Here is a 13,701-nt window from a genome sequence, read left to right on the forward strand (position 1 = left end):
GACATATGACCGAGCTTATCCAAGCCATCGACCAGCGCGGGTTGATCCGCGACAGCTATGTGATCGAAGGGATCTCTGCGGGCGAATGCCGGTCCATTTTTTTAGATTGGGCGCTGTTTGAAGATCACGACATGCCGCAGGCGGATCGGATCAAGGCTTTGTTGGATCATTATGGTGCCACTGCGCCTGACCATCCGATGACCGATGTCCTGACCGCCGCACTTGAAACGCCCACCGCGCCCAAGCGGCGCGGTGGGCGCAAGGGGCGGGTTGGGTGATCCCACATTTGGGCACCTCGGCAGTCGGGTCTGCATTCGGGTGTTATCAGTGGGCGAAGATAACTATTTTATAGAAAATACATGACAGCGCCTTGGTGTCCGGTCCAGACTAGATCCTATCACGTAGTATAGGGCGCTTCGGACCCACCAGTCTTGGTCGCCCCTGAGGGTGCGAGAGTGGGAGTTGAATGGACGCCATAGTATTCACGACAGAGATGGGGGTCGTGCTTGGCCTTCTTTCATTTACAGTTTTCCTATTTGTTTCCGAGATAATTCGAATAGATTTGGCCGCCTTGCTTGTTCTTGTGACGGTCGGCATCCTAAGTTACCTGCCCGGTCTCGAAAGTTTGGCAGACGTCAATCACCTGTTTGACGGGTTCGCCTCAAACGCAGTGATATCGATCATCGCGGTTATGATAGTGGGGGCCGGACTTGACCGGACCGGGATCATGAACAAGGTCGCCGCGGCGATCCTGAAACATGGCGGCACATCCGAAACCCGTGTGCTTCCCATTGTGTCAGGAACTGTGGGCTTCATTTCCAGCTTTCTTCAAAACGTCGGCGCGGCGGCATTGTTCCTGCCAGTTGTCAGCCGGATCTCGGTGCGTTCAGGCATACCGCTAAGCCGTCTGCTGATGCCAATGGGGTTCTGCGCGATCCTGGGTGGCACCATGACCATGGTGGGGTCGTCGCCCCTTATTTTGCTGAATGACCTGATCCTGACGGCCAACGAAGGCTTGCCTGACCATTTGAAGATGGAGCCGTTCGGACTGTTTTCAGTGGCGCCGGTGGGCGCTGCATTGATCGTGACTGGCATCGTGTATTTTCTTGTCTTGGGCCGCTGGGTGCTGCCCGGATCATCCGATCCGATCGAGCCAAGTTCCGGGCAGGGGACGACAGAGTATCTTGAACGCGTCTATGGACTTCATGCGCAGGTCTTTGAGGTGGATGTGCCCGCCGACAGCCCCTTAGTCGGTCAAATCCTTGCCGACATCAATAACGAAAACAACATCTATATTATCTCGACTTTCTATCGTGGTAAGGCGTCGATGATCCAGATTTTAACCGCCGAGATCGCCGCCCCGTGCCGGTTGGCGATCATCGGAAGTGACCAGGCGGTTCATGAGTTTGCAGAGCGCTATAAGCTGATGGTGCGCCCTGATTTGGATGTGTTCATCGAAGAATTCGCCCCAACCAATGCGGGGGTGGCCGAGCTGGTCATTCCGCCGGATTCCAAACTGATTGGGAAAAGCCCTCGTGACATCTTGCTGCGTAAAACCTATGGGCTGGGGCTGATGGCCATACACCGCGGTGAAGAGACGTTAAGCCATGTGAAGACTGAAGATCACGAGGCAACTCAGATTGGTCTGGTTCCCTTTCATGCAGGTGACATGCTGGTGGCGCATACACGTTGGGACAACCTGACGCGATTGAAGCGCGACCGCGATTTCATCGTGGTGACCACAGACTTTCCACAAGAGGAGCTTCGTCCGCACAAGGTCAGCTGGGCGTTGTTTTTCTTCTTGATTTCATTGTCGTTGATCTTGTTCACGGATGTGCGCCTGTCATTGTGTCTGCTGACGGGCGCTGTCGGGATGCTGCTGTCGCGCGTCCTCAGCATTGACGAGGCGTATCGCGCTGTCGGCTGGAACACAGTTTTCTTGTTGGCCAGTTTGATCCCGTTGGGGCAAGCGGTGCAGAATACGGGCACGGCTGAATGGATTGCCCAGCAAATCCTGACGGTGCTGGACGGATGGCCGATTTGGTCGCTTCAGGCGGGTGTCGCCGTTTTGGCAACGGTGTTTTCGCTGGTCATGTCGAATGTGGGGGCGACGGTTCTTCTGGTGCCCTTATCCGTCTCGATTGCTGTGGCTGCCGGTGCCAATCCGGCGATATTTGCCCTGACGGTGGCGATTTCGACGTCAAATTCCTTCATCATTCCGACCCATCAGGTGAATGCGCTGATCATGGGGCCTGCGGGCTATAAGGTGATGGACTTCGTAAAAAGCGGAGGGATCATGACGATCCTGTTCCTGCTTGTCTCGCTGGTCATGCTGAACGTCGTCTTCTAACGGTCGCGCGGGTGGCTGCGTTTGGGTTGTGACGTTTAGGTCAGCTCGTCTTGTGGGCGCATCATCAGCCAGATCAGCGATGCACCCGCAAGGGCCAAGAAGGGCACCATGGCAATGTTCACGGCGCTCCAGCCTTCGACAGCTGACCCACCCGAGCAGTTCATCAGCCCGCCCGACGCCAGCGACGCCACGGTTACGCAGCCGAAGACGATCATGTCGTTCATGCCTTGAACGCGGCCGCGTTCTTCAGGTGCGTGGGCACCTGCCAGCATCGAGGTGGCCCCGATGAAGCCGAAGTTCCAGCCGACGCCCAACAGGATCAGGGCGATGAAGAAGTTCTCAAGCTCGACCCCCTGCAAGGCGACGATGCCCGCCAAGCCCAGAATGACCAGACCCGCGGCAATGACCATGCGTGTCCCGTAGCGGGCGATCAGGTGGCCGGTAAAGAAGCTGGGCACGAACATTGCCAAAACGTGGGCGGTGACGATATTGCCTGCCATATCGGTTTCAAACCCGCATCCCACAACCGCCAAAGGTGTCGAGGTCATGACAAGGTTCATCAGCGCATAGGAGACCATCCCGCAGATGATCGCCACGGCGATCACTGGATCGCGCAGAAGTTCCATCCGGGTCCGGCCCTTCGGCGCGTCCTCGTGCGGTTTTTCGGGCTTGGGAATGTCCAGCCCCAGAAACAGAAGCGATCCCAGAAGGTTGATCACGATGATGGTCAGATAGGCTCCGAGGAAGGGCACGACCATGGCGTCATTGGTCAAGTTGAAAAGTTGCGGACCGATAATGGCGGACGCAAGGCCGCCTGCCATAACATAGGAAATCGCCTTGGGTCGGAAGGCAGCCGACGCCGTGTCTGCCGCCGCAAAACGGTAAAAGCCCTGCGCAGACTGATAAAGCCCCATAAAGAACGACCCGATCAGAAAGATCGTGAAGTCATATTGCATCAAGCCGTAAGCGCTGATCGCTGCACCAAACGAGCCCCCAAGCGTGCCCAGCCAGAACCCGACCCGACGTCCATAGGTCTGCATGACCCAGCTGACTGGATTGGCGAAGACCATCGAACCGCCGACCATCAAGGATATCGGCAGGGTCGCCCAGCAGGGGTTGGATGCCAGCGATTGCCCCGCCAGACCGGCCATGGTGAAAATCATCGGCATCTGCGCACCCAGAATGGCCTGCGCAAGCACAAGTATCGTTACATTGCGCTTGGCGCGGGCGTCGTCGGCTGGTGTCAGGGTCACATCGGTCATGCGCATATGCGTATCCATGCATGTGGGTTTTGACCAGAGCGAAATTGTACCCCTGAATGTGGGCGGATGTCGCAGTTAGGCTTGATCAATCAGGTGGGCGAAGCTGCCGGACACATGGCCCTCGATCAGTCCCATTGGGGCAAGCGCACGGCCTTCGGCATCGGTGGCGTCAAATAGCGGCGCACCTTCGGCCAAAAGCGTTGTGGCATAGTGGAATTCATGCGCGTTCCAGCGTCCTGAGAACGGGCCGTCGGTCGCGTGCAGCGCGCGGTATCCAAGATGCAGCTTGCGCTTGGCAAAGCTGGTTTCCAGCCCCAAAAGCCCCAGCATTTCATGGCGATTGCCGTTTTTGTCGGTGATCGCTCGACCAAGAGTCATATAGCCACCACACTCGCCATAAATCGGGCAGGTTGCGGATTTCATACCATGCTTGAAACCCTGTGCGGCAGCCAGTTTCCCCGCGTGAAGCTCTGGGTATCCGCCGGGTAGAAAGATGAAATCAGCATCTGGGGCCGGGGCGTCGTCCGCAAGGGGTGAGAAAGGCAAAACCTCGGCCCCGGCGGCGCGCCAGTCTGCCAAGATGTGCGGATAGGCAAAGGCGAAGGCCTTGTCCGAAGCAACAGCTATCCGTTGCCCCGGAGGAGGCAGGCGTTTGGCAGCACCCGGAGTGTCCGCAACATGGCCCGCCAAAGCGACCAGAGCATCAAGGTCGATCGCGGCCTCAACCACATCTGCGACCCGGTTAAGATAGGCTTGCAGATTGGGATGTTCCTCGGCCTGAACCAAGCCCAAATGACGCGAGGGATGTTCCAGCCCCGCCTGACGATAGACCGCGCCCAGAACCGGGATCAGGCTGTCTTGCAGGCTGGCCCGCAGCATAGCTTCGTGTCGCGGGCTGCCTACGTGGTTCAGAATGACACCCGCGACGCGCACGTCAGAGTCGTGTTGGGCAAAGCCGTTCACCAAGGGCGCGACCGAATGTGCAAGGCGGGCGCAATCGACCACCAGAACAACGGGAAGGGCAAAAATGCGTGCCAGATCCGCTGTGGCACCGCGCCCTTCTGGGGGCGCGCCGTCAAACAGGCCCATCGCCCCTTCAATCAAAAGAAGCTCGGCACCGGATCGTGCTAAATCATGCAGCCGCGCAGGCCCCATCGCCCACGCATCAAGATTGGGGCATTCGCGTCCGCAAGCAGCAGCATGAAAACGCGGGTCAATATAGTCTGGGCCGGATTTCGCACCGCTGACATCCACACCGCGCCGCGATAACGCGCGCAGCAGGCCAAGCGTCAGGGTGGTCTTCCCGCTGCCCGATGAGGGCGCGGACAGAATCAAGCCGGTTGGCGACGACATCAGCGATCCTCGGCCGGGCGTCCACGGCCCAGAGGATCGGTGTCGCGGGGTTCCAGACCAGCGGCCATCGCTTGCCAGTCCAAGGCCTGTCGCATCAAGACGGCACGCCCGACGCAGATGATGGCCGGGGCACCAATGCCTTCGCGGTCTGCATCTTCGACGCAGGTGCCAAGCGTAGTTTCCAGCACGCGCTGATCCGGCGTCGTCGCGTTCATGGTGATGGCCACAGGTTCGTCTTCCGGGCGGTCAGCTGCAATCAGCTCGGATCGGATGCGGTCCAGATGCTTCATGCCCATATAGATAACAATGACTTGCGACCCCTGTGCGATCGCTGGCCAGTTCAAAGATCCGGTGGCGTTGCCAGACTGGTCGTGACCCGTGACAAATGTCACGGACTGGTTCACATCGCGGTGGGTGACGGGAATACCTGCATAGGCCAGCCCGCCAATTCCGGCGGAAATGCCGGGGATGATACGGATCGGAACGCCATGCTGTACAAGCGTCTGACCTTCCTCGCCACCACGCCCAAACACGAAAGGATCGCCGCCCTTCAGGCGCAATACGCGCTTGCCGTCCTTGGCCAGATCCACAAGCCTAAGCGAAATATCGCGCTGTTTTGCTGACGGTTTGCCGCCACGCTTGCCGGCATAGATCACGTCGGCCTCGGGACGGGCCCAATTCAGGATCTCGGGCGAGACCAGCGCGTCATGCACAATCACATCCGCCTGCATCAGAGCATTCACAGCATGAATGGTCAAAAGTCCGGGATCCCCGGGGCCAGCACCGCATAACCAGACCCAGCCGGGTTCCAGTGTGGGCCAATCATGGCCGGGCAAAACAGGTGTCGTATATGCGTGCGAGTCGGTCATGTGCCCCTTATGCACCCGAACGCGGCGGGCGAAAAGCGCAACTGCGACGTCACAGAACGGATTGGCGGCGCTGGATTGTCGACATATAGTCGTTCGTATGAATGATGTTTCCCCACCTGAACTACGCCGTGGCTGGACCACCGGCGCTTGCGCCACCGCTGCGGTGAAGGCGGCTTTGGATGCGCTGTGGGGGCAGGGCGCGCCGTCGCGTGTCACCATCACCTTGCCGCGTGGCGAGACACCGGATTTTCTGGTCTATGACCTTGTGCAAGGTCAAGGCTGGGCCGAAGCTGCAATTGTCAAAGATGCGGGCGATGATCCGGATGTTACCCATGGTGCGGTCATTCGCGCGCGTGTGGCGCCCGCGAAACCCGGTCAGGGCGTATTTTTCGTCGCAGGTGAAGGCGTAGGCACAGTGACGAAACCCGGCTTGCCGATCCCTGTCGGTCAACCCGCCATCAATCCGGTGCCGCGCCAGATGATAAAAGGCGTCGTGCATGACGCAGCGGCGACCTATGACCAAAGGGCAGATGTCATCGTTACGATTTCTGTCGAAGATGGCGCGGCCTTGGCTGAAAAGACATGGAACCCACGGCTTGGCATCAAGGGCGGGCTGTCCATTCTGGGCACGACGGGCATCGTGCGCCCTTTTTCCTGTTCTGCGTGGATCGCCTCGATCCATCGGGGGATTGACGTGGCGCGGGCCGAGGGGTTGACCCATGTGGCGGGCTGCACCGGAGCGACCTCTGAGAAAGTGGTGCAAGAGCTGTTTGGCTTGTCCGAAGGCGCGATGATCGACATGGGTGATTTCGCGGGTGGGATGCTGAAATATCTTGCGCGCAATCCCGTCGAGCGTGTGACCATCGGCGGTGGGATTGGCAAGCTGACCAAGCTGGCGCAGGGCGCACGGGATTTGCACTCGGGCCGCAGTCAGGTGGATTTCGAAACCCTGTCAGATTGGTTGTCTGACCCAGAGGTGGCACGTATGAACACCGCGCTTCAAGCGTTTGAAAAGCATGGGGAAAGAATGTCTATGATGATTGCCGAAAAGGCGCAAGCGCAAGCGCTTCAGCTCCTTCGCGGTGCGCCCGTGTCGGTCGACATTACCGTCATCAATCGAAAGGGCGATGTGATCGCGCAGACCCGGTGAAGATCCTGCTTCTGGCGGGCACATCCGAAGCGCGAGAATTTGCGGAACTGGCAGCGACAGACGGGCATCAGGTGCTGGCTTCTTTGGCGGGCGTGACGCGTTTACCGAAACCCTATCCCGTTCCGACACGTCACGGCGGGTTCGGGGGGCAGAAGGCGCAGTTGGACTTCCTGCAAGAGGGGGCGTTTGACGCGATCATCGATGCGACGCATCCCTTTGCCACGCGGATCGCGCCGCGCAGCCAACGGATCGCAGAGCGATTAGACGTGCCATATCTCCGCTTACTGCGCCCGGCATGGACGGCCGGCCCAGAGGATCGCTGGCACGTGATTGCCACCCCTGGCGAGGCCGCACAACACATTCCAATCAGCGCGCGCGTGCTGCTTGCGACCGGCGCGATGTCTTTGGAAGAATGGTCAGGACTGGCAGGTGACCGCATACTCTTTTGTCGCCGCGTTGATCCGACCGACACGCCATTTCCCTTTGAAGGGGGCTGGATCATCGGACGTCCACCATTTTCAATTGAAGATGAGGTCGAGGTGCTGCGTGGGCGTCAGATCACGCATATTGTGTGCAAGAATGCTGGCGGACCTGCACGCGCCAAGCTGGACGCGGCGCGACAACTTGGGTTGCCCGTGATTATGCAATCACGACCGCCCATGCCTGACTGCCCCATCGCTGAAACCCCGCAGGAGGCCATGAGATGGCTGAACACTCTGAAACGCTGATCCGCGGGCAGGATTGCCTGAGGCGGGAAGCGCGGGCGCTGTGTGTGAACGAGCCCCGCTTTCAGCCCATTCTTGATCAGATGGACGAGATCCCTTTACGGCTGCGCCCAGACGGGTTTGCGGCCTTGATGTTTGCCATCGTCGGACAGCAGGTTTCGACCGCATCTGCGGCGGCGATCTGGTCGCGGGTGCAGGCGGCAGGGTTTGATGCCGTTCAAAATGTCGAACGCGCCAGTGATCAAGACCTCGCAGATGTGGGCCTGTCACGTCCCAAAATCAGATATGCGAAGGCGTTGGCAGAAGCGCAGATCGACTATCCCGCGTTGCATGACCTGCCCTCTGATGAGGTGACGAAGACCCTGACGGCGGTTCCCGGCATTGGAACGTGGACGGCGGAAATCTATATCCTGTTCGCATTGGCGCGTACAGACGTGTTCCCCGCAGGTGATTTGGCCCTGCAAGAAGCTGCGAGGCGGCTGTTTGATTTGGCCGAGCGGCCCAATGAAAAAGCCATGCGCACCCTGGCGCAGGACTGGTCCCCCAACAGGGGCGTTGCGGCGCGGTTGCTGTGGGCCTATTACCGGATGGAAACAGATCGCGAAGGGATAGGCGAATGACCCGCATTTTGGAAAGCAAACGGCGCGAGGCCGCCTCGGGCGTCGCAAACTCGGTTGTGGTATTCTTGCACGGATACGGCGCGGATGGTGCGGATCTGTTGGGCCTTGCCGATCCCTTGTCCGAACACATGCCCGACACCACATTCATCGCGCCTGACGCGCCCGAGAAATGCTTGGGCAATCCGATGGGATACCAGTGGTTTCCCATCCCGTGGCTGGACGGATCGTCGGAAGAAGACAGCATGCGTGGCGTTGAAATGGCGACCGCGGATATCAACGCGTTTCTGGATCAGGTGCTGGAAGATGAAGGCATTGAACCGTCGCAATTGATCGTCTTCGGCTTCTCGCAAGGCAGCATGATGTCGATGCGCGTGCTGCCACGCCGGGACGAACCGATTGCCGGTCTTGTCGCCTTTTCCGGCCGCATGCTGGAACCTGACCAGTTTGCCGAAAACGTGGTCTCAAAACTGCCGATCCTGCTTGTTCATGGGGATCAGGACGACATGGTACCTCCGGGTCATTTCAGCGAAAGTGGCGAAGTGCTGCAAGCTGCCGGGTTCGAGACCTATGGCTTTATCATGAAGGAGACCGGTCATGGAATCGCGATGGACGGCCTGTCTGTCGCGCTTAGCTTCATGATGGATAAACTGGGTCTGGCTTCGGACAAACCCTCTGATTGATCACATCTGACGCGCGCGCTGTCACATCCCTGAGATAATCCAATGTTATCCCGCTGATGACCCCATATGTTGGGGTTGTCAGGTTGTCGTATCAATATATAGTCAACCTATAAGCATGGGGCGGCTGTCCCGCCCCGACAACCGATTGAGGGTGTATACGGGCGAGGATTGGATGCGTCATGGATGGAGATTTCAGGACTGACTTTGTACGGGAAGGCGGCGGTGCCAAACAGCACTCGGCCTTGGTGCTGAACGCGGATTTCAGGCCTTTGTCTTATTATCCGCTGTCGTTGTGGCCATGGCAGGAAGCCGTGAAAGCTGCGGTGTTGGATCGGGTCAATATATTGGCTGAATATGACGAAGTGGTCAGAAGCCCGTCGCTTGAGCTGAAGATCCCGTCGGTCGTGCTTCTGAAAGACTATGTGAAACCTCAAAAGCGCGTTGCTTTCACACGCTTTAACTTGTTTTTGAGGGACCAGTTCTGCTGTCAGTATTGCGGCGCAAAGGGCGACCTGACCTTTGATCACGTGGTGCCACGGGCCGCAGGGGGCGTCACCTCGTGGGAGAATGTCGTAGCGGCCTGTCAACGCTGCAATCTAAAAAAGGGCTCGAAGCCCCTTCGTCATTCGGGTCTGACCTTACGCCGACCGGCGCGCCAGCCCACAGCGGAAGAGCTGCGCAATGTCGGACGCAAGTTCCCACCCGGCCATCTGCATGCCAGTTGGATGGACTTTTTGTATTGGGACGCCGAGCTGGACGTTTCTTGAGCGCAATCTGTGACTTTCTGAGAGCAGATGCTCGTCATCTGCTTGTGACCCACACGAAGGGTGCTAGACTTAGCCGAACGAAGCGGTTAGAAGGCCATGAGCAACGTGGTTAGCGCTAACATATCTGGAGTTCCCAATGGTCTCGCGTGTTATTCCTGTGGATCCTTTTGATCTGGTGATTTTTGGCGGGACGGGGGATCTGTCGCGCCGCAAAATCCTTCCCGGCCTGTATCGTCGTTTCCGTGATGGGCAGATGCCCGAAGGTGCCCGTATCATCGGTGCCGCGCGTGGTGATCTGGACAATGAGGGCTTTCGTGACTTCGTAGAAGAGGCCGTGCGCAGCTTCGTTTCAAAGCGCAAATGTGACCCGGAAACTCTGGCCGCATTCCGCGAGACGCTCAGCTATGTGCGTGTGGATGCATTGGGCGATGACGGCTGGGACGATCTGAAAGCCATCTGCAAATCCGACCGCGTGCAAGCCTTCTATTTCTCGGTCGGGCCGCGTCTGTTCGGACCGATTGCCGAGCGGTTGCATACACGCGGCATTGCGGGACCCGAAGCGCGGATCGTAGTGGAAAAACCTTTCGGTCACAATCTGGAAACAGCCCGCGCCTTAAATGCAACGCTGGCCGAGCATTTCGACGAAAGCCAGATCTATCGCATCGACCACTATCTGGGCAAAGAAACCGTTCAGAACCTGATGGCGCTGCGTTTTGGCAATATGCTGTTCGAGCCGCTTTGGAATGCGCAATACGTGGACCATATCCAGATCACGGTCGCCGAGTCTGTCGGTGTTGAAGGGCGGGGCGGTTATTATGATAAGTCCGGCGCGATGCGGGACATGGTGCAAAACCACCTGATGCAGCTTTTGTGTCTGACCGCCATGGAGCCTCCATCCAAGTTTGATCCGGATGCTGTGCGTGATGAAAAGTTGAAAATTATCCGTGCTTTGGACCCGGTGTCGCCGGATGACATCGTGCGCGGCCAGTATTCTGGCACGGATGATGTGGCCTCGTATCTGTCGGACGCGGAAGCCGAGGCCAGCACGACGGAAAGCTTCGTTGCGATGAAGCTGCAAATCTCGAACTGGCGCTGGAATGGAACGCCGTTCTATCTGCGTACAGGTAAGCGTTTGAAGGCCCGGATGTCCGAGATTGTCGTGCGGTTTAAAGAGCCGCCGCATTCGATCTTTGAAGCCGATACGGGACAATCCGCCAATGAATTGTCCATCCGGTTGCAGCCGAACGAGGGCATGGATCTGAAGGTCACGATTAAAGAGCCGGGGCCGGGCGGAATGCGTCTGATTGACGTGCCGCTGGACATGACCTTCGCCGAAGCTTTGGGCGAGGAACTGGCCGATGCGCCAGATGCGTATGAGCGCCTGATCATGGACGTGATTCGAGGCAATCAGACCCTGTTCATGCGCGGGGACGAGGTCGAGGCCGCCTGGGCTTGGACTGATCCAATCATCGAAGATTGGGAGCGCCGCCGCGACAAGCCGTACAGCTATGAACCGTCCTCGACCGGACCAGAAGAGGCACTGATGCTGCTGCACAAAGATGGCCGTCGCTGGAGGGAGATTCGCGAATGAAATTTGTAGAATACGCAGATCGCGACATGATGATGCTGGATCTGGCTGATGTGCTGGCGTCTGAATTGTCCTCGATGTTGGATCATGAAGAGCGTGCGTCTCTGGCTGTGCCCGGCGGGACCACGCCGGGGCCGGTTTTCGATGCGCTCAGTGCGGTGGATTTGGATTGGGCTCGGGTGGATGTCCTGTTGACCGACGAGCGTTGGGTGCCGGAAAGCAGCCCGCGTTCGAACACTGCGCTATTGCGGTCGCGCCTGCTGGTTGGGCATGCCGCCAAGGCCAATTTGGTTCCGCTTTACGCCGAGCACGCAAAGCCCGAAGATGCCATGTCTGCGCTGTCACAAGCGATCGAAGCGATCACGCCGATTTCGGTTGTGTTGCTGGGGATGGGGGAAGACATGCACACGGCCAGCTTGTTCCCGGGGGCTGACCATCTGGACGAAGCGCTGTCACGCCACGCGCCGCCATTGCTGCCCATGCGTGCACCCGGAGCCGATGAACCGCGTGTGACCCTGACCGCGCCGATCCTGAACGGGGCGATGTCCAAGCATCTTCTGATTCTAGGTGATGCAAAACGGTCGGCTTTGGAGAAAGCTACCGCCGAGAAACACTCTAGGCTTGCACCCGTGAAGGCGGTGATGTCAGATATGACTGTCCATTGGGCAGAATAATATCGGGCTAATCCAAGCCCTTGGGGAAGAACATGACGATTAACGATTTGATTGCCCATCGCGGCAAGCTGAAGGACGTGCGCCTTCAGGACCTGTTTGATGCCGATCCGAAGCGTGCTGATCGTTACAGCTCGCAGATGGGAAATCTGCACTTTGATTGGTCGAAAACCGGGTTGGATGATCAAGCGGTCGAACTGCTTCAGGGCTTTGCTGATAAGGCCGGTGTGGCCGCGCGGCGTGATCAGATGTTTCAGGGGGATAAGATCAACCTGACCGAAGATCGGGCGGTTTTGCATACTGCTTTGCGTGCTGCGTCTGATGCGGATGTCCGGGTGGGTGGTGATAACGTCATTCCCGAAGTTCACGAGACTCTGGCCCGCATGCGGGATTTCGCGACGCGGCTGCGCTCGGGGCAGATTCGCGCGCCAGGGGGCGGGCGGTTTCGCGATGTGGTGAATATCGGTATCGGTGGCTCGGATCTTGGCCCCGCCATGGCCACGCAGGCGCTGTCGCCCTATCACGATGGGCCGCGGGTGCATTTCGTCTCGAATGTGGACGGGGCGCAGATCGCGGATGTGCTGCGCAAGCTGGATCCGGCGGAAACGCTGATCATGGTGGCCTCGAAGACGTTTACGACCATTGAAACCATGACCAACGCTGCCACCGCGCGCGATTGGCTGGCGCGCGATGTGCCCGCTGAATCTGTTGGGCTGCATTTCGCGGCGTTGTCCTCAAACCTTGAAAAGACTGCCGAATGGGGCATCGCCGACGAGCGTGTCTTCGGCTTTGAGGATTGGGTCGGTGGGCGCTATTCCATGTGGGGGCCGATTGGTCTGTCGCTGATGGTTGCCATTGGGCCGGATCGATTTGACCAGATGTTGGCTGGCGCCCGCGCGATGGATCAGCATTTTCAGTCCGCCGAGGGTCGGGCGAATATGCCGCTGATGCTGGCCTTGGTTGGCTTTTGGCATCGCCAAGTCTGCGGCTATCCCACCCGTGCCGTTCTGCCTTACGAACAGCGTCTTGCACGACTTCCCGCATATCTTCAGCAGCTCGAGATGGAGAGCAACGGCAAGCGCGTGGGTTTGGATGGCACAGCGCTGGATCTGCCGTCCGGGCCGGTCGTCTGGGGTGAGCCGGGGACCAACGGGCAGCACGCGTTCTATCAGTTGATCCATCAGGGCACGGACATCATTCCATGCGAATTCATGGTTGGTGCCGAAGGGCACGAGGCCGATCTGGCGCATCAGCACCAATTGTTGGTCGCAAATTGTCTGGCGCAGTCTCAGGCCTTGATGGCCGGTCGCAGCCTGGAAAAAGCACGTGCATTGATGCATGAGAAGGGGTTTGAAGGCGACGAACTTGAACGCCAAGCCGCCCACCGTGTCTTCCCGGGCAATCGTCCCTCGACCACGCTGCTCTATCCGAAGCTGACGCCCGAGGTTCTGGGCGCGATTGTCGCGCTGTATGAGCATCGCGTGTTTGTGGAAGGCGTTCTGCTTGGCATCAACTCGTTTGACCAATGGGGCGTCGAGCTGGGCAAGGAGCTTGCCGTCGCGCTTACCCCTGTATTGCAGGGTGAAACGTCAGCTGAAAATCTGGATGGCTCTACCCAAGCCCTGATTAAGCGATTGGATCAGATGTCGACCGTAAGCGATTGATA

Annotated in this window: 13 protein-coding genes; 10 read left to right on the forward strand and 3 right to left on the reverse strand. The window is 58.5% G+C overall.

Annotated elements, in window-relative coordinates; translation table 11 throughout:
- The first annotated feature begins 5 nt into the window (after window positions 1-5).
- Window positions 6-278 carry a hypothetical protein gene (locus tag FIL88_RS05395; RefSeq protein WP_142852758.1) on the forward strand — a complete coding sequence of 91 codons (273 nt, stop codon included), beginning with the start codon at window positions 6-8 and terminating at the stop codon, window positions 276-278.
- Window positions 279-466: 188 nt separating this feature from the next.
- A complete protein-coding gene (locus tag FIL88_RS05400) occupies window positions 467-2,350 on the forward strand; it encodes an SLC13 family permease (RefSeq protein ID WP_142852759.1) in 1,884 nt (627 codons plus the stop codon).
- A gap of 35 nt (window positions 2,351-2,385) precedes the next feature.
- Here FIL88_RS05400 and FIL88_RS05405 read toward each other — a convergent pair whose 3' ends face one another.
- The 3 genes from FIL88_RS05405 to cobA form a co-directional block, all read right to left on the reverse strand.
- Window positions 2,386-3,612: an MFS transporter gene (locus FIL88_RS05405; RefSeq protein ID WP_142853461.1), complete on the reverse strand. Its 1,227-nt coding sequence runs from the start codon at window positions 3,610-3,612 to the stop codon at window positions 2,386-2,388.
- A 75-nt stretch (window positions 3,613-3,687) separates the two neighbouring features.
- Window positions 3,688-4,965 carry a cobyrinate a,c-diamide synthase gene (locus tag FIL88_RS05410; RefSeq protein ID WP_142852760.1) on the reverse strand — a complete coding sequence of 426 codons (1,278 nt, stop codon included), beginning with the start codon at window positions 4,963-4,965 and terminating at the stop codon, window positions 3,688-3,690.
- Window positions 4,965-5,834, reverse strand: coding sequence for a uroporphyrinogen-III C-methyltransferase (gene cobA / locus FIL88_RS05415; protein ID WP_142852761.1), 870 nt, complete (start codon window positions 5,832-5,834; stop codon window positions 4,965-4,967). Before cobA ends, FIL88_RS05410 begins: the two co-directional genes overlap by 1 nt.
- A gap of 97 nt (window positions 5,835-5,931) precedes the next feature.
- Here cobA and FIL88_RS05420 point away from each other — a divergent pair, with 97 nt between their 5' ends.
- The 8 genes from FIL88_RS05420 to pgi all read left to right on the forward strand — a co-directional run bounded on the left by FIL88_RS05420 (window position 5,932) and on the right by pgi (window position 13,699).
- Window positions 5,932-6,984 carry a cobalt-precorrin-5B (C(1))-methyltransferase gene (locus tag FIL88_RS05420; RefSeq protein ID WP_142852762.1) on the forward strand — a complete coding sequence of 351 codons (1,053 nt, stop codon included), beginning with the start codon at window positions 5,932-5,934 and terminating at the stop codon, window positions 6,982-6,984.
- Window positions 6,981-7,712, forward strand: a complete 732-nt coding sequence (locus tag FIL88_RS05425) for a precorrin-6A/cobalt-precorrin-6A reductase (protein ID WP_142852763.1) — start codon at window positions 6,981-6,983, stop codon at window positions 7,710-7,712. Before FIL88_RS05420 ends, FIL88_RS05425 begins: the two co-directional genes overlap by 4 nt.
- Window positions 7,688-8,329, forward strand: coding sequence for a DNA-3-methyladenine glycosylase family protein (locus FIL88_RS05430; protein ID WP_142852764.1), 642 nt, complete (start codon window positions 7,688-7,690; stop codon window positions 8,327-8,329). The genes FIL88_RS05425 and FIL88_RS05430 overlap by 25 nt, the downstream gene beginning before the upstream one ends.
- Window positions 8,326-9,009, forward strand: a complete 684-nt coding sequence (locus FIL88_RS05435; RefSeq protein WP_142852765.1) for an alpha/beta hydrolase — start codon at window positions 8,326-8,328, stop codon at window positions 9,007-9,009. The genes FIL88_RS05430 and FIL88_RS05435 overlap by 4 nt, the downstream gene beginning before the upstream one ends.
- 179 nt (window positions 9,010-9,188) lie before the next feature.
- Entirely contained in the window at window positions 9,189-9,776 is a 588-nt protein-coding gene (locus FIL88_RS05440; protein WP_142852766.1) for an HNH endonuclease, read from the forward strand.
- Window positions 9,777-9,912: 136 nt separating this feature from the next.
- Window positions 9,913-11,367, forward strand: coding sequence for a glucose-6-phosphate dehydrogenase (gene zwf / locus FIL88_RS05445; RefSeq protein ID WP_142852767.1), 1,455 nt, complete (start codon window positions 9,913-9,915; stop codon window positions 11,365-11,367).
- A complete protein-coding gene (gene pgl, locus FIL88_RS05450) occupies window positions 11,364-12,038 on the forward strand; it encodes a 6-phosphogluconolactonase (protein ID WP_142852768.1) in 675 nt (224 codons plus the stop codon). The genes zwf and pgl overlap by 4 nt, the downstream gene beginning before the upstream one ends.
- 32 nt (window positions 12,039-12,070) lie before the next feature.
- A complete protein-coding gene (gene pgi, locus FIL88_RS05455) occupies window positions 12,071-13,699 on the forward strand; it encodes a glucose-6-phosphate isomerase (RefSeq protein WP_142852769.1) in 1,629 nt (542 codons plus the stop codon).
- Window positions 13,700-13,701 lie beyond the last annotated feature (2 nt).

Source organism: Aliiroseovarius halocynthiae (assembly GCF_007004645.1).
Classification (GTDB): Bacteria; Pseudomonadota; Alphaproteobacteria; order Rhodobacterales; family Rhodobacteraceae; genus Aliiroseovarius; species Aliiroseovarius halocynthiae.

Coding starts and splice junctions, on each gene's coding strand:
- FIL88_RS05395 (WP_142852758.1), top strand. CDS start 6: ATGACCGAGCTTATCCAAGCCATCGACCAGCGCGGGTTGATCCGCGAC.
- FIL88_RS05400 (WP_142852759.1), top strand. CDS start 467: ATGGACGCCATAGTATTCACGACAGAGATGGGGGTCGTGCTTGGCCTT.
- FIL88_RS05405 (WP_142853461.1), bottom strand. CDS start 3,612: ATGACCGATGTGACCCTGACACCAGCCGACGACGCCCGCGCCAAGCGC.
- FIL88_RS05410 (WP_142852760.1), bottom strand. CDS start 4,965: ATGTCGTCGCCAACCGGCTTGATTCTGTCCGCGCCCTCATCGGGCAGC.
- cobA (WP_142852761.1), bottom strand. CDS start 5,834: ATGACCGACTCGCACGCATATACGACACCTGTTTTGCCCGGCCATGAT.
- FIL88_RS05420 (WP_142852762.1), top strand. CDS start 5,932: ATGAATGATGTTTCCCCACCTGAACTACGCCGTGGCTGGACCACCGGC.
- FIL88_RS05430 (WP_142852764.1), top strand. CDS start 7,688: ATGGCTGAACACTCTGAAACGCTGATCCGCGGGCAGGATTGCCTGAGG.
- FIL88_RS05435 (WP_142852765.1), top strand. CDS start 8,326: ATGACCCGCATTTTGGAAAGCAAACGGCGCGAGGCCGCCTCGGGCGTC.
- FIL88_RS05440 (WP_142852766.1), top strand. CDS start 9,189: ATGGATGGAGATTTCAGGACTGACTTTGTACGGGAAGGCGGCGGTGCC.
- zwf (WP_142852767.1), top strand. CDS start 9,913: ATGGTCTCGCGTGTTATTCCTGTGGATCCTTTTGATCTGGTGATTTTT.
- pgl (WP_142852768.1), top strand. CDS start 11,364: ATGAAATTTGTAGAATACGCAGATCGCGACATGATGATGCTGGATCTG.
- pgi (WP_142852769.1), top strand. CDS start 12,071: ATGACGATTAACGATTTGATTGCCCATCGCGGCAAGCTGAAGGACGTG.